This is a genomic window from Paenibacillus sp. FSL H8-0280 (assembly GCF_045040665.1).
GTDB lineage: Bacteria > Bacillota > Bacilli > Paenibacillales > Paenibacillaceae > Paenibacillus > Paenibacillus xylanexedens_A.
On record NZ_CP150296.1, the window covers coordinates 4,958,352 to 4,984,871 of the forward strand.

23 protein-coding genes are annotated in these 26,520 nt (G+C 43.7%); 7 read left to right on the plus strand and 16 right to left on the minus strand.

What is annotated here, in order from left to right; translation table 11 throughout:
• Window positions 1-46: 46 nt before the first annotated feature.
• Window positions 47-523, minus strand: coding sequence for a DUF6790 family protein (locus MHI12_RS21700; RefSeq protein ID WP_026080959.1), 477 nt, complete (start codon window positions 521-523; stop codon window positions 47-49).
• 423 nt (window positions 524-946) lie between these two features.
• On the opposite strand from MHI12_RS21700, the gene MHI12_RS21705 reads away from it, so the two are divergent.
• Both MHI12_RS21705 and MHI12_RS21710 read left to right on the plus strand, forming a co-directional pair.
• Entirely contained in the window at window positions 947-1,372 is a 426-nt protein-coding gene (locus MHI12_RS21705; RefSeq protein ID WP_405170266.1) for an Rrf2 family transcriptional regulator, read from the plus strand.
• A 111-nt stretch (window positions 1,373-1,483) separates the two neighbouring features.
• On the plus strand, window positions 1,484-2,341 hold the full coding sequence (locus MHI12_RS21710) for an SDR family oxidoreductase (RefSeq protein WP_405170267.1): 858 nt from the start codon (window positions 1,484-1,486) through the stop codon (window positions 2,339-2,341).
• Window positions 2,342-2,537: 196 nt separating this feature from the next.
• Here MHI12_RS21710 and MHI12_RS21715 read toward each other — a convergent pair whose 3' ends face one another.
• From MHI12_RS21715 to rnhA, 7 genes are all read right to left on the minus strand, one after another.
• The gene (locus MHI12_RS21715; protein WP_405170268.1) at window positions 2,538-3,077 is read right to left on the minus strand and encodes an RNA 2'-phosphotransferase; all 540 of its coding nucleotides are present in this window, start codon (window positions 3,075-3,077) and stop codon (window positions 2,538-2,540) included.
• Window positions 3,078-3,108: 31 nt separating this feature from the next.
• Entirely contained in the window at window positions 3,109-3,549 is a 441-nt protein-coding gene (imm48, locus tag MHI12_RS21720) for an Imm48 family immunity protein (RefSeq protein ID WP_405170269.1), read from the minus strand.
• A gap of 91 nt (window positions 3,550-3,640) precedes the next feature.
• On the minus strand, window positions 3,641-4,882 hold the full coding sequence (locus MHI12_RS21725; RefSeq protein ID WP_405170270.1) for a transcriptional regulator: 1,242 nt from the start codon (window positions 4,880-4,882) through the stop codon (window positions 3,641-3,643).
• Window positions 4,883-5,064: 182 nt separating this feature from the next.
• Window positions 5,065-10,752 (minus strand): S8 family serine peptidase, encoded by a 5,688-nt coding sequence (locus tag MHI12_RS21730; RefSeq protein ID WP_405170271.1) that lies wholly within the window; start codon window positions 10,750-10,752, stop codon window positions 5,065-5,067.
• Between the two features lie 546 nt (window positions 10,753-11,298).
• Window positions 11,299-12,288, minus strand: coding sequence for a serine/threonine protein kinase (locus MHI12_RS21735; RefSeq protein WP_405170272.1), 990 nt, complete (start codon window positions 12,286-12,288; stop codon window positions 11,299-11,301).
• Window positions 12,289-12,587: 299 nt separating this feature from the next.
• Window positions 12,588-13,457, minus strand: a complete 870-nt coding sequence (locus MHI12_RS21740) for an alpha/beta hydrolase (protein ID WP_341008275.1) — start codon at window positions 13,455-13,457, stop codon at window positions 12,588-12,590.
• A gap of 332 nt (window positions 13,458-13,789) precedes the next feature.
• Window positions 13,790-14,443 (minus strand): ribonuclease H, encoded by a 654-nt coding sequence (gene rnhA, locus MHI12_RS21745; protein WP_341008276.1) that lies wholly within the window; start codon window positions 14,441-14,443, stop codon window positions 13,790-13,792.
• Window positions 14,444-14,597: 154 nt separating this feature from the next.
• On the opposite strand from rnhA, the gene MHI12_RS21750 reads away from it, so the two are divergent.
• The gene (locus MHI12_RS21750) at window positions 14,598-15,230 is read left to right on the plus strand and encodes a DUF421 domain-containing protein (RefSeq protein ID WP_405170273.1); all 633 of its coding nucleotides are present in this window, start codon (window positions 14,598-14,600) and stop codon (window positions 15,228-15,230) included.
• Window positions 15,231-15,372: 142 nt separating this feature from the next.
• Here the strand turns inward: MHI12_RS21750 and MHI12_RS21755 are convergent, their stop codons facing one another.
• Entirely contained in the window at window positions 15,373-16,140 is a 768-nt protein-coding gene (locus tag MHI12_RS21755) for an ABC transporter ATP-binding protein (protein WP_405170274.1), read from the minus strand.
• 2 nt (window positions 16,141-16,142) lie between these two features.
• Entirely contained in the window at window positions 16,143-17,219 is a 1,077-nt protein-coding gene (locus tag MHI12_RS21760; RefSeq protein ID WP_405173032.1) for a FecCD family ABC transporter permease, read from the minus strand.
• A 166-nt stretch (window positions 17,220-17,385) separates the two neighbouring features.
• On the opposite strand from MHI12_RS21760, the gene MHI12_RS21765 reads away from it, so the two are divergent.
• Window positions 17,386-18,450 (plus strand): ABC transporter substrate-binding protein, encoded by a 1,065-nt coding sequence (locus MHI12_RS21765; protein ID WP_405170275.1) that lies wholly within the window; start codon window positions 17,386-17,388, stop codon window positions 18,448-18,450.
• Between the two features lie 219 nt (window positions 18,451-18,669).
• On the plus strand, window positions 18,670-19,875 hold the full coding sequence (locus MHI12_RS21770; protein WP_405170276.1) for an MFS transporter: 1,206 nt from the start codon (window positions 18,670-18,672) through the stop codon (window positions 19,873-19,875).
• Between the two features lie 94 nt (window positions 19,876-19,969).
• On the opposite strand, the gene MHI12_RS21775 is transcribed toward MHI12_RS21770, so the two are convergent.
• Entirely contained in the window at window positions 19,970-20,422 is a 453-nt protein-coding gene (locus MHI12_RS21775) for an Lrp/AsnC family transcriptional regulator (protein ID WP_221824361.1), read from the minus strand.
• Window positions 20,423-20,592: 170 nt separating this feature from the next.
• On the opposite strand from MHI12_RS21775, the gene MHI12_RS21780 reads away from it, so the two are divergent.
• Complete coding sequence (locus MHI12_RS21780) at window positions 20,593-21,777, plus strand: serine hydrolase domain-containing protein (protein WP_405170277.1); 1,185 nt, start codon at window positions 20,593-20,595, stop codon at window positions 21,775-21,777.
• Window positions 21,778-21,832: 55 nt separating this feature from the next.
• Here MHI12_RS21780 and MHI12_RS21785 read toward each other — a convergent pair whose 3' ends face one another.
• The 5 genes from MHI12_RS21785 to MHI12_RS21805 form a co-directional block, all read right to left on the minus strand.
• Complete coding sequence (locus MHI12_RS21785) at window positions 21,833-23,194, minus strand: amino acid permease (RefSeq protein WP_405170278.1); 1,362 nt, start codon at window positions 23,192-23,194, stop codon at window positions 21,833-21,835.
• Window positions 23,195-23,453: 259 nt separating this feature from the next.
• The gene (locus MHI12_RS21790; protein WP_405170279.1) at window positions 23,454-23,699 is read right to left on the minus strand and encodes a hypothetical protein; all 246 of its coding nucleotides are present in this window, start codon (window positions 23,697-23,699) and stop codon (window positions 23,454-23,456) included.
• 356 nt (window positions 23,700-24,055) lie between these two features.
• Window positions 24,056-24,754: an RNA polymerase sporulation sigma factor SigK gene (gene sigK / locus MHI12_RS21795; RefSeq protein WP_017687130.1), complete on the minus strand. Its 699-nt coding sequence runs from the start codon at window positions 24,752-24,754 to the stop codon at window positions 24,056-24,058.
• Between the two features lie 181 nt (window positions 24,755-24,935).
• Window positions 24,936-25,232, minus strand: a complete 297-nt coding sequence (locus MHI12_RS21800; RefSeq protein WP_341008287.1) for a hypothetical protein — start codon at window positions 25,230-25,232, stop codon at window positions 24,936-24,938.
• A gap of 32 nt (window positions 25,233-25,264) precedes the next feature.
• The gene (locus MHI12_RS21805) at window positions 25,265-25,447 is read right to left on the minus strand and encodes a hypothetical protein (protein ID WP_341008288.1); all 183 of its coding nucleotides are present in this window, start codon (window positions 25,445-25,447) and stop codon (window positions 25,265-25,267) included.
• A gap of 409 nt (window positions 25,448-25,856) precedes the next feature.
• Between MHI12_RS21805 and MHI12_RS21810 the strand changes: the two genes are divergently transcribed.
• A complete protein-coding gene (locus MHI12_RS21810; protein WP_341008290.1) occupies window positions 25,857-26,165 on the plus strand; it encodes a hypothetical protein in 309 nt (102 codons plus the stop codon).
• The last annotated feature ends 355 nt before the right edge of the window (window positions 26,166-26,520 follow it).

Consider the following 26,520-nt stretch of genomic DNA (forward strand, 5'->3'; position numbering starts at 1 on the left):
GTTTAATTGAGATTCAAGCTGTGTAAGGCAAAAAATCAGTTACAGCTTAGTGCATTACCCAGATTCCACCAGCCAATACGGAGAGAACCGTGATAAACGTTTGATACACCACATCCATAATGAGATTCCCGATACTGTCTCCATCTGCCTTGCGATTTTTAATCATGACATAAGTATGTGACCAAAGACCACTTAATCCGTATATGTACATCGTTACCAATACACCAACCCAAAAGTTCCCTTGGAACCAGATGGCCATAATTCCCATAACTCCAAGCCCTACCTGGGAAAAACCGTATTTAACCTGAAATGGTCCACCAGGCCATCCTAACATTTTGGCTGTCTGATCCGCTCTGGCAATGTTGACAACATAACCAATCACTCCAACCAATCCAAACGTAACCACAAACTGATGAAGCAGTAACACTCTGCTAATCTCGCTCATTTCCCCGGGAAAACCTAACACATATAGGTGTACTCCCCCTGAAATTAGACCTAACAACCATAGAACCAAAAACCACATGCCTGTCCCACTCCCGCCGTTTGTTATTTGGAATCATTTGTAACTAAATGTACAATCTTGTAGTTAAACACATTATATAATCGCTTTTACATTTGTCAATTCATACATAATTTTCTAGTTTGTCGAAGCTTTTGTCATTTTTCTTCTTCTGTACGCAAACAAGAAAACCATATAGTTCCATTTAACTTGAAAATAATAGGAATTTAGCCCTATTATTACATTAAAAGGTTTGAAACCTACTTCTTTCTTAACGCTTCAAAAGAACCACAACTCATTTATTTGACATAGGTGATAGTTCAATTATCATCTGTTTGATCATCTACGATTACAGGATAACAGCAACTATCCATTAAAATATAATATAAAGGAATTGACATCCGATCGCTTTGTAACTATTATAGTTACAACGGTGGTGATTATCCCATGAGACAAATCAGCAGTCGCTTTTCCATTGCGGTTCATACCCTGTCCCTGATCGCTGTTATGCCCAATGAATGCACCGGAGATATGATCGCGCAGAGTGTGAATACAAATCCCGTGATTATTCGGCGGATTATGTCCAAGCTGAAACAGGCTGGTCTGATTGACGTCAGACCCGGTGTGGGTGGTGCTTCCTTGTTGAAAGATCCGGCCAACATTACCCTTCTTGATGTATATCGAGCGCTTGAGGTCGTGGAGGATGGGGAATTGTTTAACTTTCACAAACATCCGAATCCGAAATGTCCGGTCGGCAACATGATTGAACACACCTTGCGTGCCGAACTCATTGAGGCTCAGACAGCCATGGAACAGCGCTTGAATTGTGTAACCATACAGCAGATGATGGATCAGATTCATGTCTCTGAATAAAAAAGCTCATAATGAGCTTTTTTTAACCCTTTCGTTGTAATCACACCTGTTATAACATTTTTGATTACATCCATATGCAACCAACAACACATATCCTAGGAGGAAAAGAAAATGAAAATTTTGGTTACTGGCGCAACAGGTCATTTGGGTTCACTGGTTGTAGAGGCATTGTTAAAAACAGATTCTGCCAAGGATGTGGCAGTAAGTGTACGTAATCCAGAGAAAGCGGAAGCACTCCGCACTCAAGGCGTTGACGTGCGTCACGGTGATTTCGATCAACCGGAGACTTTAGAGAAAGCTTTTGCCGGTGTAGACCGTCTGTTGCTCATCTCCACCGATGGTGACAATGAGACGCGTATTCGCCAACATCAGGCTGCCATTGACGCTGCCAAGAACGCAGGCGTGGGTTTCATCGCTTATACAAGCGTTGTGAATGCAGAGAAAAATACCCTTTCCCTGGCGGAAGTTCACCGCGCTACAGAAAAAGCTATTCGTGAATCCGGCATTCCGTATTCCTTCCTGCGCAACAACTGGTACCTGGAAAATGAAGCAGGCAGTGTACAAGCAGCTACGCAAGGCGCACCTTGGGTTCATGCCACCAATGACAGCCAAGTAGGCTGGGCTACCCGCAGTGACTACGCCCATGCTGCTGCAGCTGTACTCGCAGGTGAAGGACATGAGAATACCGTATATGAATTGTCCGGCAAACTACGCACGCAAGCTGAACTGGCTGCCATTGTTGGTGAAGTGCTTGGACAGGAAATCAACGTGCAAAACGTGGACGATGCCGCATACGCTGACATCATGAAAGGGGCAGGTCTACCGGACTTTGTCGTATCGATGCTCGTTGATATGCAAAGTGCTATTCGTGAAGGTGCATTGGCTGTCGAGAGTGATACATTAGAGAAATTGCTTGGCCGTCCGGCTCAGCCACTTAGCGAAGGGATTAAAGCGATTGTAGGCAAGTAAGTTTTGGATATGAGAAAGGGACACACCAACAAATGTTGGATGCGTCCCTTTTTTTGGTGTAGCTAACGATCAATACAACGATATACCCGTTGAACGGATGACCGTACACTCACCCGTTGATTGCGACTGCTGCAATTGGAAATGGGCATTTATGCTGTCCACAACAGTTCCTCACTCATTGCTCACCAGTCACTGCTCACTGCTCAAGAATATAACGTGAAGGAATGTGATCGGCCAGCCAGATATTTTCGTTTCCATGATAAAAGAGGATTCCGTCTGTGGCCGCTTGAGCAGCATTGATTCTCAAAATGACAGGCTGATCATCCCGTCTTCGTCCCACCTGATTGGCCGTATTGATATCTGCGGACAGATGTACATATTGCCTTTGCCGCGGCTGTAAGCCATGTTCCATAATAGAATGCACTGCGCGTGCCGGGGTCCCATGGTACAGGGTTTCCGGTGGCTTAGCAGATATCTTTGATATCTTATGGGGTGTCGAATGTCCATACAATGCCCGGATGCGGCCTGAACGGATTTCATGTCTTTTTTTCTCCGAGGTTTGAATCATCTGCTCCAGATCGGCTTGCGTGACTTCCTTCCACTGCGGACTTTCATGTAAAGCCACCAGCAATTGCGAGATTTCCACCCAACCCTCTTCGTCCAGTTCCAGTTCATACTCCCATGGTGCATGTCGCAGAGCGTACGAGAGTTCCTTGCTTAATTTCATCAGATCCAATGCAATCATCTCCCACATCTACTAAAACCGTCTATTTTTGCGATTGAACCGCTGTTAAAATCTCCTGAATGTTACGTTCCAATCCTTCTTCGTCTTCCTGATTGAATTGGCGGTGTCCATCAATCCCGCGATGAATAATCGTATTCATCACCGGATGAACCTCACGATCGGAAGCCACCCGAATCAGATCATCGGCAAAATCAACCGCCTGCTGTTCACTGTAATTAAAAGGTTTAATCAGCATCCGAATGCTCAAGGCATGGGCCTGCGGCTCCGCTAGCTGATCCCGATGAGTGATGCCATACACCGCGCCAAAACCAAAAGCAGCCATGACCTGACGCTCCAGTTCTGTCGTCTGTTCCAATGGCGTGCCAATCAGCTCACACATTTTGTCCACCATCTGCTCCAGCTCGTTTGCTGCCGCAGCCAGAATTACGTCATTAATATCGTCAGCGTTGATAAAATCAGTCATATTGGTTTTCTCCATTTCTGCACCGTATTTGATCCATTCTCTCAGACTCTATGAGAACATTGTATCGGAGTTGGGGTGTTCGTTTCAAATCTTATATAAGTGAAGTCAATTGTGATTCGAAACGATTTTTGGCGAGCCTGAGCGCCTTGTCCTTTTTACCATGATCCATATAGTATTGAAACAATATCCCTTCATAACGTTCAGCAAGATACTGGGAACCAAGTTCACGATAATAAGGAAGAATTCGCTCCTCTATCATTTCATAATACGCTTGCTCCTGCCCTTGTAAAATGACAGACTGGAGTTCCAATTCCATATAACTTGCGTCTGAAAAAAGTTTAGAATTGTGCAAGGCTTCCAGAGACATGTCCAACAGTTTGTTTGCAGGAATGAGGTTCCCTAGCCTATTCGATTCTATGTAATTATTGAGTACCATCAGATATAACGGTTGTTTCTCCGGAATGATATCAAGCGCTTGTCTGTACCAGTAAGCAGCATCCTCATATTGCTTCCGCCGGTTATATTCATAACCCAGATTGTTCAACAGCTTTGCTTTTCGGTCAGGGAGCCCACAATCATCACTAATCCGAATCAGATTCTCATATCTGCGTTTCGTCTCAGGAAAATCATGATACTCACGGGAATTGAGCTGAACCAGCATAATGGTTTCAGTGTCAATGATCCGCACCATATTGAGCGTTTTCCGAAAATGCTGAATAGCTTTCTCGGCGTAATAGTACGACGTGATATTCGAATATATCGAGTGATATGCCAGAGACAAATGATAGAAGTACTCATGATTCGTATATTTGGACTGATTAATTGAAGTTAACGTCTGGATGGACTTGCTATAATGTCCTGTAAGGAAATAATAAATCCCCATCACATGGTGATAAAAATAATGTTCATATGAATGCTCCGATTCATCCGGAATCTCAACTTCGGCTATAAGTCTCTCGGCTTCAACGATATTATTCATAAACAAGTAAAATCGGATCCGCAGCAAGTCATAGGATAAACGCAAATCAGGTATACCTTTTAACGGTTCCACTTCCAACTTGTCTTTGAGACGAATAGCTTCAGCGGTTCTCTGCATAATAATGGCCTCTTGCCATGAATCCAGCAGATCGTTCATTTGATGATATCTCGCTACTTCCCTTGCCATATCAATACATAGTCGATCACAGAGCATGTCCATAATCTCCTGTGAATACTCTGTCATTCCCCGTTCAATTTTGCTCAGATGTGTGACCGAACAGATTCCCTTCACCAGTTCGCCTTGAGTTCGTCTATTCTTCTCCCGGTAAAATTTAATAATCTTCCCTTCAATCATCACTACACCTCGTTTTAATCCATCATTTTATTCCTAATTATAGGGTTCGAATATGGACTCTGCCAGTTATATATTGGAGTCTGACATACTTGGGAAGAGAATTTCAGGAGCTTAACTAGGTAAAATAACAAAAAAATAAGAGGCCCCTCTAATGTTAGAGGAACCTCTTATCCTTGTACTTCTTATTTCAGCAACGAAAGTAAATTGTGAACCGTTTGGGCTGTTTCGGCACGTGTAGCACTATTTTTCGGTTTGAATTGCCCACCAGTAGAACCGTTCATTACACCAAGCTCGGAAGCTTTCGCCACAGCTTCTTTTGCCCAAGATGCAATGTTTGCTTCATCCGTATAACCGGCAACAGCCGACTGGGTATCGTTTGATTGGGATTGATATTCGTATGCTCTCATCATGAGCACTGCCATTTCTTCACGTGAAATGGTTTGGGTCGGAGCAAACTTATCATTCGCTATTCCCTGAACCAAACCTGCTTGATATGCCGCAGCCACACTGTCTGCATACCAGGCATTCTTACTCACATCACCAAATGGCAATTCGTTACCTTTCACCTCTAAACCAAGGGTTCTCACGATTAAAGCGGCAAATTCGGCACGAGTCGTTTGACCTTGTGGATTAAACGCAGTCTCTGTTTTGCCTGTCAGCACATGTTTCGCCGAAAGAGACTTGATTGCTTCACTTGCCCAATGCGTTGGTGCCACGTCTTCGAAGGATTTATCGTAAACGAACGGTGCATACGTGCTCATATCAGACAATTGGGAAGTAACGGTACCCTTCTCTTCATTAACGATCCCACCTACGTAATCCCATTGATCCGCAGATGAATGTTCATGATACATTCCAATCAGATCACTGTTTAACCTTCTGTCGTAAAAGAGTGTCAGCGTAACATCTTCAGGAAGCGAGGACAGAGATAATTTCTCACTGGAAACCTGGAGATACAGTTCAACGTCATAAGCAGCACCTGCGGTTGTCCATGTGAGACCTTGTTTTGTTTCTGGTGCTTTCACATCTTGTTTCATTATATCCAAAATGATCTTGCCACCAGCAGCACCAGAACCTCCTTTGGTTTGCAGTTCTTTCAATACGCTAGATGGAATGGTGAGCGATAATACACCTTGCTGAGAAATTGTGAGTGAATTCGCCCCCAACAAATCCCCCGCATTAACAGGAAACTCAATTTTCTTACCAACTGTAATATCCACATTTGCGGTACCGTTTGTCACAGCTTTCAATTCTTTTTCTGTAATAACCTGATTTTGGCTTGGATCTGGGTCTGTGGTTGGTGCAGGTGTTGGGACAGGTGCAGGGGTCGTAGAAGATCCGCCGCCACCGCTATTTCCCGAACCACCCCCATTATTACCAGAACCACCATTGTTCATTTCCTGAATTTTATTGAGGAAGTACCCTAAGTCTTTGTCCCCAATTTGCAAAACAGGCTTCTTGGTAGAATAGTTAGCAGTCATTCCAAAGTTATTCGTAATATAACTCACTTCGGCGTCTCCTACAGAGCCATCCTGGTCAATATCGGCGATCTCATCCGTAGTATGATAATGTTTCGTTACAAGCTCCATGTCATAGATATCGATGACTCCATCCCCATTAATATCTCCTGCATACGTAAAGTCGGACGAATTCAGTTGATTGATGCCATAATATTCGCCATCAATCGTCTTGCTCAGAACCACTGCCAGCTTGGAAGGTAAATGACCCGGAACTCGTGTGTAGATGGTCGTCATTTCTCCTGTTGCCGGAATCCCATCGATCAGGAACTCACCATAATTTTGCACAGTCCCCTCATATTTCTCACCGGAAGCCGTCTCGGCATAAACTTCAATGCCCATTGCCGAATAGTCATTTTCAAAATCCAGATACTCTCCATCGACCATAAAAGCTTCCGGACGTACAAAACCATATGTTCTTGAAGATTTGGAGATTACTTCATAGCTGTCTGTGTTAAACGCGGCTAATGCCAATTTCTCTTCGTTCTCTTTCATGCCAACCGTCGTGTATTTCACTTCAAGAAATGGTACGTCGCTTTTCTTAAAATAGAATTCATCCTTGGGTACATCAAAGACAACCTGGAACAAATCAAGATCCCCTGTGATTCCTTCAAAGGCCCCCCCTGAGATGGATGCCTCAAAGCTGATTTCTCTTTGGTCCACTACAGGTTCACTGAATTTCACTTCAGCACCTGTGTCATCCAGTAATGCCTTCAGCTCAGGCGTTGGTTCAATCCGGTTAAATTGTTTGTAGTCATACATCGATTCCAGGGTAAACGAAATACCGTTTAACTTCTCCACATTGTTCAATTGAATGGTCTGGGTAATCGTATCTCCTTTACGCACTTCGTCTTTGTCATATGTGCTGGTCAGATAAGGTTTGCCTTCGGAAATAAACCCATAGCGATGGTCCTTAACGGCATTTGCCGCTGTACCCACATCCATTCCAAAGAGTCGAAGTTCGTAACCATTGTCATATTCTTCTTTGGTAATACCAAATGATATGTTTCCTTCTTTGGAAACAGGCAAATCACCGGAATAGAAGGGACTGCCATTCTCGTAGAAAATGACACGATTGGAGGATTGATCATAAGCCGTAATCCCATTATCAACAAAGGTTTGGACTGTTGAATCGATAGCTGTGCCATCATACCAAACGCCTTGTCCACCCTCCCTTTCCGTGAGCATACTATCATTGAGCTCGTATACCCCAGGCTCTATTCCCAAATCAATCTCTGGGGCTGTATTATCCACAACTACCAATCTTTCGTATGAATACTGCTGAGAGTCCGAGTCAGTCCCGATGAATTCAAGTGTGTAACTGCCCTCAGGGACAAATCGTGCAACGTTGGAAATCTCCCCGTTTTCAATCGGAAATGCATAACCTCTAAACACATTCAGGATCAGATATTCCACTCCCGGAAGCATGGACTGCGAATTCAAGGTACCTACAAACCCAATTTCCTCGCCAGTTTCGCGATCCTTCAGCAATACATCCACAGAATCAATGGGACTGCCCAATTGAATGGCACTCAGTGTCATCCGGTTCAGGAACTGATGGAATGGGGTATCGTTTGTAACGGATGGTGGAATCATCTCCACCGTAGTAATCCCCTTTTCGCTAATACGGATGGAGAATGGGATCTGAATATGATCCGCCGCATTTTCCGTATCCAGATATACATATCCTTCATAACGGCCGCTCGGCGTGTCCTGTGGTATATCCACTGAAACAGTCATCTCTTCCGTACTTCCGCCACTTACAGTAATGGATTCTGGCAGATGAACATTTAAGTTCATATCGTTTAACAGCTTCATGGAAGTGTTATACGTTTTGGCACCGTCCCCTTTATTCTCGATCTTAACTGTTCGGCTGTCAGATACGATTCCCTGGTCGTTTTCTTCCAAATATGCACTATCAAATACGATGGAACCTGTAATTTCATCAATCAGGATGGATTCGTCATTCGAGAAGTGAATCGTTTTATCCTGAACTTTGGCAAATACGGATGTGTGGACTGCCCGGTAAGGATCTACTCGGCCTGCACCTACTTCATACACGGAATAATTCCCTTCCAGATCGACAGCTGTATTCATAAGAGCAGTCTTCACATCAAAAGGTGTATATTCTTCATGTGCCTGAAGCATAAGTGCAGCAATACCTGCCATATGCGGGGTTGCCATGGAAGTACCCGAAATTCGTGCATAGGCAATATTATAATTCTCACCCGTATGATCATTCACAAATACAGGATAGGTTGAAAAAACAGCTACGCCCGGAGCTACGATATCGGGTTTAATATCATCATTCACGGCGGCTGGACCTCGGGAACTGAAATCGGCCAGTTTATTCCCTTCCGTAACGGTTTTGCCTGCTGCGCCAAAGGTGACTGTCACACCGTTTAACTCTTTTAATTTTTCTCCAAGCTCTCTCATCATTTGGAATGTAGGAATATATCCGTTCATTTCACCCAAATAATTAGGGATTGCTCCTTCAACATTATTATATATAATTGCTGCTGCCGCCCCTGCTTTTCTTGCGTTGACAATCTTGGCATCGAGTGCAATATCTCCCCGAGCGATTAGGGCCACTTTGCCTTGTACATCAATACCTTCAAAATCAAAAGCATTACCAAGCCCTGCATACACAAGTTCGTAGGTTTTGCCTTCAAGTGTGGTCAGATCGTCAGTAAAATCTTTACCAAACAAAGGTAACACCTCAGTATAAGTTGCAGCAGGTGTTTCTTGCGTTGGCGCTTCTTCTCCTGCTACAGGTGTTTCATCTTCTTCTGCTGGCGCTTCCTCTTCTACTACAGGTGTTTCTTCTGCTGCTGGTGGTGCTTCTACTTCTGCATCAGGTGAATCTTCTACTGATAGTGGAGTTTCTACATCTGCTGTTGGTGGCACTTCTTCTTCCTCTGGCGCTTCCTCTTCTACTACAGATGTTTCCTCACCCTCAGCAGGTGCTTCTTCCTCTGCGGATGTTCCTTCATCCATTACAGGTGTTTCCTCTGCCTCTCCCCCATCTGGATTGTTATACACATCCAGAGTCACGGTAGCCGTAGGTATAGTTAACGGAACATCGGAAGCACCAATCGTAATGGCCAGCGCGCTCGCTCCCGGTGTACCTAAAGTTCCTTCATTGGGTCCATCATTACCTGCCGCAACCATACTCACCACGCCTTGCAGCATGGCATTATTCAGTGCAATTGAAGAAGGATCCAGCGGATCATTCGTGGCGGCCCCTAAGGATAGATTGATAACATCAAGTTCATCTTCAATGGCCTTGTCAATTCCGGCAATAATGCCGCTCATCTCACCACTTCCACCAGGGCCAAGTACACGGTACACATATAAGTCTACGTCTGGAGCAACACCTTTTACAGCATACCCCACGTCATTTTTGGCCTGCCCAGCGATGGTTCCCGATACGTGTGTTCCATGGGAAGTATAATAATCTTCTGCTAATACACCTTGCTCCTTATAGCCCGAGTTTTCCCAATCTTTATAGGTCGTCTCCATCGGGTCAGCATCGTTATCAACAAAGTCCCATCCTTTAACTGTCGTTGGATCTACTTGCTTTGGATCCTCACCCGCATGAGCGCGATACCCTTTATACGCCCCTGTTAAATCTGGATGATTATAATCAATTCCGGTGTCCAGTACACCCACTTTGATTCCCTTACCAGTGATGCCCTCTTCATGAAGGTTGTCTATGCCAAGATATGGCACACTATCAGCCATTCGAGGTTGCATTCCGGATGCAGATGCAAATTCACTTGATGTGTCTGTCTCTGGCAGATCAAGTACCACTTCCTGGTCAGCCCATACTTTCTTCACAACTCCGGATTTCATCAAATCTTCTACGGCTACGCCAGGGACTGTTAACGCAACACCATTTAGTGCGGTTTCATACTCCTGAGTGATTTGGATCGAGGCTGCATCATAAGATAGCCCTCTCTTCTGCTGCAATGACTTAATGTGCTGCTTGAATTGCTGATGATTTTGTTTTACTCTGCTTGCGGCCGTAAGCTCTGACAACTTCTCATTGACTAGTCTAGCCCGTTTCAATGCAACGGCAGCCGGTTCGCTTTTGAATTGGATGATCACTTGGACCAAATCATTACTTTTGGTATTCACCTTGGAGTCGATCACTTCACCATCCATGACTTGAAGCTGGTTCAAAGCTTGTCTTTCTTCTGGCGTCAGTGATTGAAGAATAGACTTAGCGCTTTCACTCTGCTGTAGGGGACCATAAGAAGGTGCTGCGTAAGCATGTAAGGAGAACATGGAAGACAACATGACTCCTGCTGCTACTAAACCGGATAACCATCGGGTTGATTTTCGTTTCATTTTATACCTCCTGCGATTTACGATCAGATTAGGCTTATCGTATTCCGCAGCGTAGGGGATGTAAATTGGGGTAATTGAGTATGTAAATAGATGAATCACTCTGTTACCCTTCAGAAAAATTTACATATAAATAGACCGAATTATCTAATTTAGTGGCTTTATTTAACGAATTCAGGATTCTATTCTTTTATTCACAACTGAATTTGATAAACAAGTTTCTTTAGACCTAAAATCACTTTCGAAAATGAAGAGTTTTTTCAAAAATAAATTACTTTTTTTGTTATTTTTTGATTGGATTCAATTTAAAATCTTTATAAAAAACGCAAAAAAGCTCACACCATTGTTCTAAAATGAACGAAACATGTGAGCTTTTTTAACGTATATCTCGAACCGATTGGTAAACGATAAGGTATTCTATAAGCTATAAAAGAAACAAGCCAGTTCGCCCCATATGTAAGGGTAAGAACTGGCTTGTTTATATTTTACACCTATTTAACGGTTATGCTTTCATTTAAGCGTATCTACTTTAACATAGGTCATAACTGCTTACGCCGTCTCATGTTGCTTTTTCGACTCCACTTCATAGACCTGCGTATGCTCATTCTCGGCCAAAGACCATTCCACTGTACCTGGCTTGCGCACTTTCCATACCCAGGCTTGAACTCGCAGCGAGCTTCTGACCCAAGCTAAGGAAGCACAGCGTTTCTCAGAACGAACCGTCAACCCCCAATGAATAACACGAGCAAGCCAAGGATTCACATACTCATTATGTGAGCGAACAGATGGCAATTCATCCTGGAACAACCGTTGTTTCACGTCCATAGGGGGTTGCCCACATGTCCAATAATGGAGCAGAGCTGCCAAACTATAGATATCCGACATCGGTCCCTGACTGGATTTCTCTGAATAAAACTCTAGCGGAGAATAACCTGCCGATGTAAATATCACCTGTTTCTCTCCGGATTGCATAGGCCAACGGGTAGCTGAGCCAAAGTCCAGAAGTTTGGGTGTACCATCCTCCATAACCATAATGTTGGAAGGTTTCACATCCCGGTGAAGAATGCCTTGCTTATGTATGTAATCCAATGTATCCACCAGTGGAAGCAGCGTCTCCGTTATGAAGGCAGCATCGAGAGCATGATTATGTTCATTCAAATACTCGGTCAATGTGATTCCCGTGCAGTATTCCATAACCAGATACCCCGTACCATTCGCTTCAAAATGATCCAAATACGAAACAATATGAGGATGATCCAGCTTCGATAACAGTTCACCTTCGAGCAGAAATGCAGCCAGTAACTCCTGATATTGCCCACCGTATCCTCGTGAAGAGCAGAACACCCCTCGCTTGTCTGCCTGCCGTTCAGCCATTCTCTGTGGGTAAAATTCCTTAATGGCTACTTTGGCACCTGTGTTACGATCTCGCCCTGCATATACAATAGCCAACTCACTGCAGGCTAATACCTGTCTTACCTGATATGTATCATTTATAATCACATTGCGCTGCAATGCCATTTTACAATTGTCTTTTCTCATAACAGACCTCTTTTCAACCTTGTCGATCGGAAGACTTTCCGCGTAAATGCATCATTTGGTTCAACCAGTCAGCAATTCATCGCCAACTATACATATAAACCAAATGATGCAACTTGAAACACCTTAACGCGAAATATTTAAATATTAATGATATCAGGCCTTCCACGATCTACTGCTAATCCCTATCCACACTATTCTATAGAAGAAAAGCATTCTCTTATATAGAGTATCGACAGATGGGTGTAATTACTTTATTAAACTGGAGAAAAACATTTCTCATCCTTCATTTACAGCTTTTATTAATAATTCTTCTGTAAAAATCGCCCGATTTCCTCGTTCATCTGAACCAATACGTCCTGTGAAGGAAAATGTCCTGTATCATACTTGATGGCTTCTACATTCGTAATAATCTTTTGAGCTCGCTCAATACACTTATCCGCTGGGAAAAAGACATCCTTCTCCCCTACCAATAACAAGGTTGGTGACGTATAATTCACCAGTTCTTCCCGCTCCGTAAGCTTGGGCAGATCCTGATCTATGCTGACGTATTTAAAAAGTTTGCCGATAATGTTTTTATCCATTTCTTTCATGCAGTTGCACGACATGTTGTCCGTAATTTTTTGCAAAGAAGATGGTGAAGACGTCATACGATACTTGACGAGTGGCAGCGTGATATCCTGAGCTGTTTTAATTTTGGAATTGACCGCAAGACCCGCAGGAGCAACCAATACGGCACACGAGATGCGTTCTGGAATATAGGTAGCCAGTCTGAGGATAATGCCTCCTCCAAACGATGGACCGATAAATGCACTCTTTTCAATATCATAGTGATCTAACAGATCCGATACCCATAATGCCAAGCTATCAAACCGTGTCGAGATACTCGCTTCCTCACTATAACCAGGATGACCAATCGTATCAGGAGCAATAATCCGGTATTCTTTAAATAAAGAAGAGAACCATGACAACGTCATCGGATTCACACAATTACCGCCTTGGAGAATAAATAACGGCTTGCCATCTAGAGGACCCGTCAGTAAAACATGCGTCTTGCCAAAACGCGTCTCTACATACTCCCGAGTAAATTTCTCACCCAACTCGTTCAAATAAATCTCATACTCTTCAAGTATGCTGCTCTTGCCTTCTTCACTTCTATAAATGGAACTCATGTCTGCCTCCTGCAATATATACTCAAATACCCCATTCTATTGAATGGACTTGCTAATCAGTGGACCAAAAAGATAAAGAGGGCCTGCAGATGACAGGCTCCTCCATATGTTTAACTAATCATATTCAGATGATTATAGAGCGGAAACTGGAAATTGTAAATAACGATTCTAATAGACCAGAAATAAAGGAGGCATCCTTTGGAAAAATCAATTTCATAACTCACTGAAAATGGATTTTTGTAACTAGATATAGACAAATTAAACCGCTTTGATCTATATCTAGCCTTGATTAAAGCAGCGAAAGGTATTATGAAATTGATACGGATAAATACCTACTTCCGGCCGTAATCTGCCTTGATTTCGCCCCACTGCTTGGTCTGCCATTTTAGCACTTTATTGCTGTACGTATTCGTCTGGAGCCACTGCTCCGCACGATCAATCATCAACCAGATCTCTTCCGTGGAGTTGTCTCTTGGTAACGTTGTGGCTACTTTTTTCTGCTTTAGCCATTTCATGGCATTGACCGAGTCGGTATAGACCGTTTTGGTACTGCCTTCTTTCTTCAGATGTGCGAGGGCATGTACAATGGCCAAAAATTCGCCCAGATTGTTCGTGCCTTTGGAGATCGGTCCGACGGAGAAAATAATCTCACCTGTACGGGTGTCTACCCCTTTGTATTCTACAGGTCCGGGGTTACCACGTGTGCCCACATCAACAGAGATGCTGTCGTAATCCACTTCCTCCGACGTTTCCATGCCTGCACTTCTTCCGCTACTAGCCGACTTCGTCTTCGACGCTCCGCCTGCACTTGAACCCCAGTTCCCTTTCCATCCAGCACGATACGCTTCTTCTGCGGCTGCTTTGGACTCATAGGATTTATATTTTGCTCCAGTATAATGATCTGTCTGCGCTTTGCATTCCGCCCATGTGTTATACACACCAGGCTTCTTGCCTTCCCAGACAACATAGTATTTCTGTTTTGCCACTGTAACCCGCTCCTTTGTTCACTTCATCAATACCCTATTGTAAACGATCTGGTGGGCGGAATGAAAGCTATGGATTTGGCCAACTGCATAATTCCTCCAACTCCAGAACAGCCTAAGAAGCAAAGCGCATACTGAAATAGAAAGGAATATACGTATGGACTGGATATGGAAGTCTGTTTTACTTGTACTTATCGGCATGATTCTGCTGCGAATTGCAGGACGCAAGTCGATCTCTCAGATGAGTGTCGCCACAACGGTCATCATGATCTCCATCGGAACAACGATTGTACAACCCATCGCAAATCATGAGCTTGGCAAAGCGATTGGATCAGCATCGGTCTTCATTTTGACATTGCTTGTAGTGGAACAACTGCAATTGAAATTTAATATTTTTGAACGGTTAATGAGTGGCAGTTCCAAAATTGTGGTAGAGGACGGAAAGGTCATTATCCCGAATCTGAAACGTATGCGTTATACGATGGATCAGCTTGAGATGCATATGCGACAGCACGGAATTACAAGTGTAGACGATCTGGAGACGGCGACGGTGGAACCCAATGGTCAACTTGGTTATGTCCTGAAACGACATGCTCGTCCCGTGACGATTGGAGATCTGGAAGAGATCCTACGAAGTTATGCAATTACAGGTAGTAGCCCAGCAACGGGAGAACACTCCCAACAAGATAACAGCAGCAAGTCTTCAACGCATAGAGATAACTCCTCCGATATTTTCCAAGAAGTCAGTAAAGGTGCTCATGCTCATCCCGTTGATCCTAAACTTCAATAGTTGATTCCTACCCCCACCTAAAAAACAAAAGACCGGCCCTGTGAGCACCAACAACATCGCTTCAACAGGTACGGTCTATGTTCACTTCAATTGATTATTTCGAAGATTTCTCCACGTCATCCCAACAAAGATATAGTCCCAATCAACGTGTACTCAGATAAGCGATGCCCAGGCCGCCCGTTACTGGATTTGTATAAATTTCACAATCGACATCAAATACCTCACCAATCATCTCGCGAGTCAGAATATCAGCCGGTTTGCCATGGACCACAATCTGGCCCTTTTTCACCACATAGAGATAATCGCAATATTCTGCGGCGAGTTCGAGATCATGCAGCGCTGCTAATATGCCAATACCGAGTCCACGGACAATATTTAGAATCTGAAGCTGGTATTTGATGTCCAAATGGTTCGTCGGCTCGTCCAGGATCAGGAATTGAGGTTGCTGTGCCAGGACACGCGCCAATACGACACGCTGTTTCTCTCCACCAGACAGAGACACGTAATTGCGGTCTGCATGTCCAGTCAGATGTACTTTTTCCAAAGCCTGCTCGACGATTTCGTGATCCCGTTCATTATCCGTCTCCAGCATTTTTTTGTGCGGGGTACGGCCCATCATGACCATCTCACGCACCGTAAAATCAAAACTCAATTCATTAAACTGACCAACAACGCCCATGTGTCTGGAAACAAGCTTTGGACTGGATTTGAGAATATCGGTATTGTCCAGAAAAACCTTACCTTGTTGCGGTTTGATTACTTTATAGATGCTCTTGAGCAGCGTTGACTTGCCACAACCATTGGGTCCGATCAGTCCAACGAACTGTTTACCGTTCACCTGTAATGAAATATCCTTGATGATGTCCGTGTTCTGTACAGAGATGGATACATTTTCTACGTTCAGTTTCATGTTTAATTTCCTCCAAAACCGTAGCCTTTTTTGACCAGCATATACATAAACATCGGCGCACCAATCATGGCCGTAATAATCCCGATCGGTAACTCCACGCTGGATATGAGGGATCGTGCGATAACATCCGTCCAGATGAGGAAAATGGCTCCAAACAACACGGATACAGGCATCACCTTACGATGGTCTGAACCCACCAGACCTCTCACAATATGCGGAATAATGAGTCCCACGAAACCAATCATGCCACAGCTCGCCACCATGACGCCTGTCACCAAAGCGGTTAACAGCATGAACACCCTGCGGTACACACTCAGGTTAATACCCAGTGTAACGGCTGCTTCATCCCCCAATAACATCGTATTGAGAACTCTGGACTGCAACAGGAAGAAGAGAATCGCCACCAGCACAACGATACCCACCAGCGGAAGCTTGTTCCATCCGGATGCCGCGAGGCTACCCATGGTCCAGAACGTCACCGTTTTGATGCCTTCAGCATTGTTGGCAAAATAAATAATAAAGTTCGAAAAAGCGCTACATAACGCGTTAATCACCATTCCGGCAAGCACCAGCTTGACCGACGTCATTTTCCCCCGAATCCCTGCCAAAGTCAGGACCAGTAAGGACGCACCCATCGCACCGGCAAAGGCCCAGAAAGCCACCCCCGTCTGACCTAGCCACCCAATCGCACCGAATCCAATAAGAATTGCAAAGGTTGCTCCAAGCGAAGCGCCTGAGGATATACCTAGTATGTAAGGATCAGCCAGCGGATTCTGCACAGCAGCCTGCATAACAGCACCGCACAAGGCCAAGCCTGCACCGATAAACATCGCCATCAGCACACGCGGGAAACGAATCTGCCAGATAATATCGGTAAAAGAACCTGCCTCAATGGGTGTTGTCCCCCACTGAAATCCCGTTAATTTGTATAAAAGAATACGATATGACTCCGCCAGTGGAATACGAACCTGTCCAATGGAAACTGCAATACCTACGGATATAAGCGTAATCATGATTAAAGCTGCAATCAGTAAAGCAAACCCGGATTTACTATGAATCAGAGACTCTCTTTTCCCCATACGCTGTGTCTGAACCTGAACCGTCTGTGCCATCTCTTCCCCCATCAATTCGCGTAAAATGTAGAACAAATTAAATTTAGCTATTTACAATGTGTTTTCTCGGATTATAATTGAGAATGATTATCTTTGTCAATTTAAAACACATAGAAAAGGGGTTCATCATTTAATGAAATTCACATCCAGAACCATTGGCATCGCTGCTCTAAGTCTCCTGTTACTGCTGCTTGCAGCCTGTTCGAACGCTTCAACTTCTTCCCCTGCCGAAGAAACAACTTCAACTACTAACACGACAGAACCTTCAGCTTCTGCTGAGAATACTAATAAAACGACATACCCGCTCACCATTGAGAACTTCACGATTTCGGGTGAAGGCGGCGAGTGGAAACCCAAAGTGCAAGTATTCGATAAAGCACCTGAACGTGTTGTTGCGAATACCCAATCTGCGGCTGAGATGCTCATCAAATTAGGTCTGACCGATAAAATGGTCGGTGTTGCTGCTCTATACGGTTCCGTTACACCGGATGTGGCTGATGATTTCGCCCAAATTCCGGTATTGTCCAAGGATTATGTAGGTAAAGAGCTGGTAGTAGGTGCAAGCCCAGATCTGGTACTCGGACGGGGCGACCTATTCGCTGATGCAGACTGGGGTGTGGGTACCGTCGATGGATTGAATGACATGAATATCCGCACATTCTTGCAAACGACGAATCACAAAGGCTCACTCGATAGCCTCTATATCGATATTGCACAACTTGGGCAGATCTTCGATGTTCAAGATAATGCCGCAACATTCACGGAAAGTCTGAAGACTCGTGTTGCAGCCATTAAGGCAAGTGTAGCCGATCAGCCTGAGCATAGTTTTGCTTATATCGTACCCGCTACAGAAGACACCATTACGGTAAGCAGCATGCAGAACGATACGTATCAGCTTGATGCACTTGGCCTGTTGAAGCTGAAAAATACGTTTGATGGTGTGCAAGGCGAGGTAAGTGTTGAGCAATTGATCACAGCGAACCCGGACTACCTGCTCTTGTCCGCGTATGCCGGTTCACCGGATATCGATAAACTGATTCAAAATCTGTATGCGAACCCTGCCCTGCAAAGTATGAACGCAATCAAAAACAAACAGATCTATGTGACAGATTTCAGCCAATTCTGGGGCTATGGATATCAAATACTAGACGGTATTGAGAAAATGGGACAGGAAATGAAAGCTAATCCGATGAAGTAATGACTTGAGCCAATGAGCAGGAGAAGACATTCTCACTGCTCTTTTTTTAGTCCACTTTGGAACATATTAAATTAACGGATAAACTTACAAATTAAATTAAAAATCATGTTAAAACCTCCTTCTTACCTTTAATCCTGTATGCAAAAGTTTGATTTTTTCAGATAAGCTTATATGCATAGTTCTGGATAGGATTAAAATATAAGAAATGAGGTTTTATTCATGACCGCTCACACATCCCTCCCAAACCAAAGGGAGATTCCTTCCATATCTTCAAAACGCCTTCCGTGGCATGGGCTTCTTGCATTAGCCATGGCGGGATTTATTTGCATCCTCACTGAAAGCCTGCCTGCGGGACTGCTGCCACAAATCGCAAAAGACTTGGGGATCACAGAAGCCCTCACAGGACAGTTGGTGACTCTTTATGCCATTGGATCACTTGTTGCTGCCATTCCCTTGACTGCTGCTACACGCGGATGGAGACGCCGACCTCTACTGTTAGTATGCATTAGTGGTTTTCTTGTCTTTAATACCGTTACCGCCTTATCTTCGGATTATATCCTGACACTTGCTGCTCGTTTCATGGCTGGAGTCTCTGCGGGTGTGTTATGGGGCATGACAGCTGGTTATGCTCGTCGAATGGTCCCGGATTCACTAAAAGGTAAAGCCATGGCCGTGGCTATGGTCGGCACACCTGTAGCATTAGCCCTGGGTGTTCCAATCGGTAGTTTTCTCAGTTCTTATGTCGGCTGGCGCCTCATCTTCGGGATGGTATCTCTTCTAACCGTAGCTTTAATCGTATGGGTTCTCTGGAAAATGCCGGATTTTGCCGGAGAGCCAGCTGGTGAGCGTCTTCCGCTGCATAAGGTGTTTTTAATTCCGGGAGTTAGGCCTATTCTGTTTGTTGTTCTGGCCTGGATGCTTGCCCATAACATCCTATATACCTATATTTCTCCCTACCTTGCCCAGACCGTATTTGCTAACAGAGTCGACTTGATTTTGCTCATTTTCGGTTTTACTTCCATTGTTGGAATTTGGTTAACCGGAATGCTCATTGACCGATTTTTGAGGAGATTAGTTATCATTAGCTTGGCATCATTCGCTCTGGCCTCTGTCGTGATGGGAATCGCTACTCATCAACCTGTGATTATTATCCTTGGCGTCATGATCTGGGGACTTACGTTTGGCGGAGCCGCGACACTGTTACAGACTGCCATCGCTCAAGCCGGAGGCAAAAACACAGATGTCGCCCAATCGATGCTGGTTACAGCATGGAATCTGGCGATTGGTGGAGGAGGCATCATCGGGGGCATCCTTCTTGAAGTATTTGGAGCAGGATACCTTTCTGGGGCGCTGTTTATCTTGCTCATTCCTGCGTTGCTTGTAGCTATGCGTGCTTATAGACATGGATTTACCAGAGCAAATTAACAGGAAGACATTTTGCATGAGTTACACGCAGGAGGAAAGAGGAGTTCACTTGATGTGGACTCCTCTTCTGTTTTTCATTTTAAAGCCCAGAATCTTATTCTGCCTGCGCCAACAGATTTGGTCCTTCCACGAGATTCTTATGCGCAATTGGAGAAGACATGGTGATTAAAGTCATGTAAGTACCGTACGGATCACACTTGTTCTCAAACTCTTCGAGTCCCTGAATGGTGTCTGTGAGGATTTTCAGCAAGTAATTGTACTCCCCGCTTATCCGATAACATTCCACAACTTCAGGTGACGCACGACAGAAATCCAGGAAAGGATAACAATCTCGCGTACGAAAAAGAACATAGGCCGTGCTCTGCTTGCCCAATTTGGAGGGGGAAATTACGGTTCGATATTCCTCGATGATTCCCTTTTCTTCCATTCGTTTGACTCGTTCAGTAACGGCGGGCTGAGATAACCCGACCAATTTGCCTAGTTCGGTCATGGATAATCTCGCCTGATTCTCCAAGTGATACAGAATATGCTGATCTATTTCGTCCATGTGATTCACTCCTTTAAATACATAAGATATATTCAGAAATTACCTTAAGTATATTCGCTAATTCGTTATAATGCCTTTAACAAACCATGTAATACAAGATCAATCATTTATATAATAAACACAGTTATCACGAGAAATCAAATACATCAGTTGGTGAGAGGAAGATAAGCATGAGAAAAGAAGACATGACGGCATTGCATAATTATGTGGATGAAGCCATTGACCGCGCTCTAAGCGAAAAAAGAATCGTAGGAACAGTTGTACAGGTTGCATTAGGAGGGGAACTGGTATATAGCCGGGCTGCTGGTTTCGCAGACAGGGAGCAAAAACGCACCATGTCGGAAAACGCTCTGTTTCGACTTGCTTCCGTAACCAAACCTATTGTCTCGACAGCAGCTCTGGCATTAATCTCACAAGGAAAGCTGAGTCTGCATGATCCGGTGACACGCTGGCTTCCTGCATTCCGGCCCAAACTTGCCAATGGTCAAGACGCTTTAATATCAGTACATCAGTTGATGACGCACACCGCAGGCTTGACATACCGTTTCTTCCAAGAAGATCAGGGAACCTATGAGCTTGCAGGAGTATCGGACGGAATGGATTGGTCTGAAATGAGTCTGGAGGAGAATCTGCAAAGGCTGGCTTCTGCTCCTCTTTTGTATGAGCCAGGCAACATGTGGAGATATTCCATTGCGACAGATGTACTTGGTGCCGTTATCGAAAAGGTAACTGGGATGTCACTACGAGAAGCTGTTCAAACGCTGGTTACTCATCCACTCCACATGACCGACACTGACTTTGTTGCGGTGGATTTGGATCGATTAACAGCCGCATACGCTAACGGTTCTGAAGAACCGCGTCTCCTTCATAAGGAGTTGGAGCAGATTCCTTTTATGGAGGGTACTGCTGGCTTCAGACTGTCACCCAATCGTGCGAATCGTACTTCTGCTTACTTATCGGGCGGAGCGGGTATGGTTGGAAGTACCGGAGATTTTCTTACTTTACTTGAAGCATTGCGACAAGGAGGACAGCCTCTCCTTACAGAAGCCGTTGCGACTGAGATGTCTACGAATCAAATCGGTAATCTCGTGATGCCATACTGGCCAGGCAGAGGGTTTAGCCTTGGTTTTACCGTACTTAAAGATCCTGTCGCAGCCGGTACACCGGAATCAGCGGGTACGTGGCGAATGGGTGGAACTTACGGCCATTCCTGGTTTGTTGATCCAAAAGAAGAACTTAGTGTTGCAGCATTCACCAACACGGCACTTGAAGGGATGTCGGGCCAGTATACCACCGATATCTGTGGTGCCATCTACGCAGGCATTCGTGAAGGCAAAGAGGCTGTAAGAATTTAAATACGAATAACCGCCCAATATCATTGGGCGGCTTTATTTGGAAACGATGGTAAGACTACTGTCTGTTATTACTCAAATTTTTCTTTTTGAGAAGGTAGATCCCCGCAACAAGGATAAACCACACTGGCGTGACAAACAGTGCCACACGCGTATCCTCGGCCAATGCCAGTACCACCAGCACAAATGCCAAAAACGCTAGGATCAAGTAGTTCGAGAACGGATAAAGTGGCAGTTTGAAGCGGCTGCGACTCGCCAGTTCCGGCTGAGTACGACGATATCTGAGATGACAGATCACCATGATGCCCCATACAAAGATGAAACACACAGTCGACACGCTCGTGATCAGCGTAAATACGCCTTCTGGCATGATATAGTTCAGCACAATCGCGATCAGAATAACAATCGTGGAGAAAAACAGCGCATTGGAAGGGACCTTCCTCTTGTTCAGTCTTGCAAATGATTCAGGTGCGTTGTGATCCTTTGCCATGGAGAACACCATACGGCTTGTACTGAAAATGGCACTGTTACACGCTGACGCTGCGGACGTCAGTACCACGAAATTCACAATGCCTGCAGCAGCCGCAATACCCACAGCGGCAAACACTTGTACAAACGGACTTTCAGTAGCCACAATGGCGTTCCACGGGTAAATACTCATAATAATCAGCAGTGCGCCAACATAGAAGAGCAGTACCCGGATCGGAATCTGGTTAATTGCTCTCGGAATAACCTTCTCTGGGTTCTCCGTCTCCCCCGCTGTCAGTCCCACCAGTTCCATGCCTACAAAGGCGAATACCACCATCTGGAACGATATGATGAACCCATGCAGTCCATTCGGAAACCATCCCCCATGACTCCACAGATTGGTGAAACTGGCTGGACCCTGATCCGTTGTAAAACCTTTGAAAATCATATATAAACCAACAACAATGAGTGCCAGAATAGCCACGACTTTAATCAGGGCAAACCAGAATTCCATCTCCCCAAACAACTTGACCGTTGCCAAGTTCATGATTAGTAAAATGACTAACGCAATTAACCCTGGCATCCACTGAGGTACATTTGGAAACCAAAACTGCGTATACAAACCAACGGCCGTAATATCAGCCATGGCAATGGAGATCCAGCAGAACCAATAGGTCCAGCCTGTAATAAATGCCGCCATATTTCCCAGGTAATCACGCACAAAATCGACAAAGGAATGATACTGCAAGTTGCTTAACAGCAGCTCCCCCAATGCACGCATGATCAGGAACAACACAACACCCGTAATAATGTAGGCCAGCAAGATGGATGGCCCTGTCAGCTGAATCGTTTTGCCTGCTCCGAGAAACAGACCTGTACCGATCGCACCTCCGATCGCCATCAACTGCACATGCCTGTTCTTTAATCCCCTTGTTAACGTTTCTTGCTGCATGATCAACCACCACTCTCTTTCTGTACATGCTCTCTACGATGCAAAATATTATTACTCATCATATAATAATCTGCCCAGAATACATATCCCTCTCTTATATATTTTTTTTGCACAGCAAAGAGGCCACCTTTGTAAGAGGTGACCACTTCATATGCTCCTATTTCATGCCCTTTGCTTTTATAATCTTGAGTTGCATCCGGTCCATACTATCATCAGCCTATGTACATTCCTTTGTTATTCTCATGCCATGTCATGCTGATTATACATATCTATAGAAGTATTTAAAAATATAAGCCAAGCATAGAGCGGCAACAACTAAAAAGGTAATTGCTAATGAACGTTCGGTTTTCCAAACTCGAATAGCATTAGCAACATTAATCATCAATAGCGCAAGCAAGTTAATATTACCCGAGTTTGATTGAAACATGTTAAAAACAATCATCATAAATCCTACGATCCAGATTAACAAAAACCACAGTGGAGTTTTCTGAAAAAGCTGCTTCATTATGATTTACTCCTTATATATTAGATTGGTTTATTTACAAGATATTCTTCAACAGGAATGGAAATTCCTTTATTTAGGTCATAACCCCAAAAAATTAATACTATATAGACCAATTTTAAGCATCTTCACAGTAAAAAGGGCTCCCGATAAAGGTGCCCTCTGGTTGTTCAGCTATTCCTTTTGCTTATCCAATCTGTTCTGAGGATATCAATTAGTGTAATTTCATTGCCCTCTTTGTCCGTACCATTTTTAGAGAGCGCGGTGTATCAAATTTTCGATCTTAATGCATCTCGCTACAAATATGGAAGGTTCAGAAAGCACCATCTTTTTAACGAAAAGTGCTATCTAACCAGCAACTACTTTTGCTTATAAAACTCGTGGTACAGCTTCATTAACGCTCGTTTCTCAATCCGTGATACATAAGAACGTGAGATGCCCAGTTCCTTCGCAATTTCGCGTTGAGTTCGTTCCTCCCCGCCTGCTTCCAGGCCAAATCGACCGATTACAACTTCCTTCTCCCGATCATCCAGGATGTCTAGATTGCGATAAATTTTGCTTTTTTCAATCTTGAGCTGTACCCGATCTACAACATCATCAGCTTCTGTGCCAAGGATATCGATTAATGTAATTTCATTGCCTTCTTTGTCCGTACCGATAGGGTCGTGCAGGGATACATCTTTGCGTGTTTTCTTCAGGGAACGCAGATGCATAAGTATCTCGTTTTCAATACATCTAGCCGCAAATGTGGCAAGCTTTGTACCTTTGCCTTGTTGAAAACTTTCGATCGCTTTGATCAAACCAATGGTTCCGATGGAAATCAGGTCTTCCTGATCTTCACCCGTATTGTCGAACTTTTTGACGATATGCGCGACGAGGCGCAGATTGTGTTCAATGAGCAGATTGCGAGAGTGGGCATTGCCTTCAGCCATAAGGCGTAAATGTTTGGCTTCATCACCCTCAGCCAGTGGCTGGGGGAACGCATTATTTTTGACATACGAGACGAGTAACGTTAACTCTTTAATGAATAGAGCAATTGCGGTAAACAATCCGGGCACAGATGACACCTCCTGCAGTTTTACAACGATCTGGCCTGAGCACATGTGGGAACAGGGTCGATCTATTGTATGTAGGCAGAGGCCCAGAAGTGCATGTACGGGGAAATAGGTACGGGCTATAAAGCTTTAAAAAATATTGTTTTATGTAAATGGAGTGTGTAGCATATCCACTCCATTGTTTTCAATTCCCTCTCAATCCCATCGGAATCAACCTTGTATAGTTCGCTCCTGCTTTGCGTAGTTTTGTAATTACAGTTTGTTGTAAGGTGAATACGTCCCAAAGTTTAGTTTCATCATTTGAAGTACATACTGTTTCTCCTTCTTCTGCTGTGTAAGTCAGTTTACATCTCTCTTGCTTATTCTTAAAATATTCTTCTCCAGAAATCTCTTTCGTTGTTACTTTTCTGCATCTCAAACATCTACTTAAAAATTCTGACTCATAAATTCCTCCATCACATTTAATGCATTTGTCATTCAATATCTAAATCACCTTTCCCAAGAAAGTTAAATTTACCAGTCTTGATCGTTATATTCCTCTAAAATTTCGATTGCATAATTCAAATCATAAATCTGATGCTTTACCTTTGTGATAGTTCTAGCAACGGAACTGTCTTCGGTATCCTCTAGTTGCTTCACTTCTGCTCTCGTTTTTCTCAATTCAGCCTTCATTACATAATATTGCAAATGCACCATTCATAATATCTGCCTCTTTCCTTATTTTAGCTATACCATTCTACATTCATCACATTTACTTTTCCGTTCATGTCTTCATTCTGAAAATATATAAATCGGTGCTCATTGCCCTTGAGGCATTTTTGAAAACTATTGCTCAATCTTCTCTTTGTCTGCGATATGAACCATCTTTACTCTGAGCTCTTCTACTACTTCCTCGAAAATTGAGCAATTACGCAGAATGCTTCCATTTTTTAAACTAATATCTATATTAAACACTATCCCCCTCCTTCCCCTCTAAAGATACAAAACGACATAATCCCTTAGATTAAGCAAGAAATTCAATAATAAAATGAGTCCTAATCCTCAAGAGATATATTCCATAATATGTTAATTTTGAATTATACCAAATTTAAGGAGGAATTAAATTATGAAATTCAAATCTTTGACAATATGTGCTCTGTTAGGGGTATCTATGTTACTTGGAAGTGTGAGTGCTAGTGCTGCACCTGTTGATACAAACTCTGTATCTCCATTTGCCAACCAAAGTTTAGTCTTACGCGTCGGTGAAATCCATAATTTTAACGGCACAATCTCCATGGTTGATAATATACAGAATGTGATAGCCGTGACATATCCAACGACTATTAGAGGAATCAAGCCGGGACAAGCCAAACTTAGAGTATACAGTAATGGAGTATATACATATTATGATATCCTCGTTAAAAGCAGCATTTGAATAAATTTCTGATCCATAATTGTCACATAATATCACTAGGGCACTGCGCTATTCTCTTGCGTAGTGTTTTAGTGTTTATTTGCATTCTTCACACTCTTCTTGTTTTCGGTTCACTCTCCTTTTTTCAAAGAAAGATCGATTTCATCTGATCCTGGTCATATATGTATTCGAGTTCAAATTCCAAACCTAATGCCTCTAATAAATTCCTTACAACATCCATGTCAACATCTGTATATGTACCAACTTTTCATTAACAATTAACTCTGTTCCCCATTCACCACAACAACCATCTGAGCAGCTATAGTAGTACTCTCGGACTACAATTTTGTTCAACCGATCAGCTTCTTTCTGTACT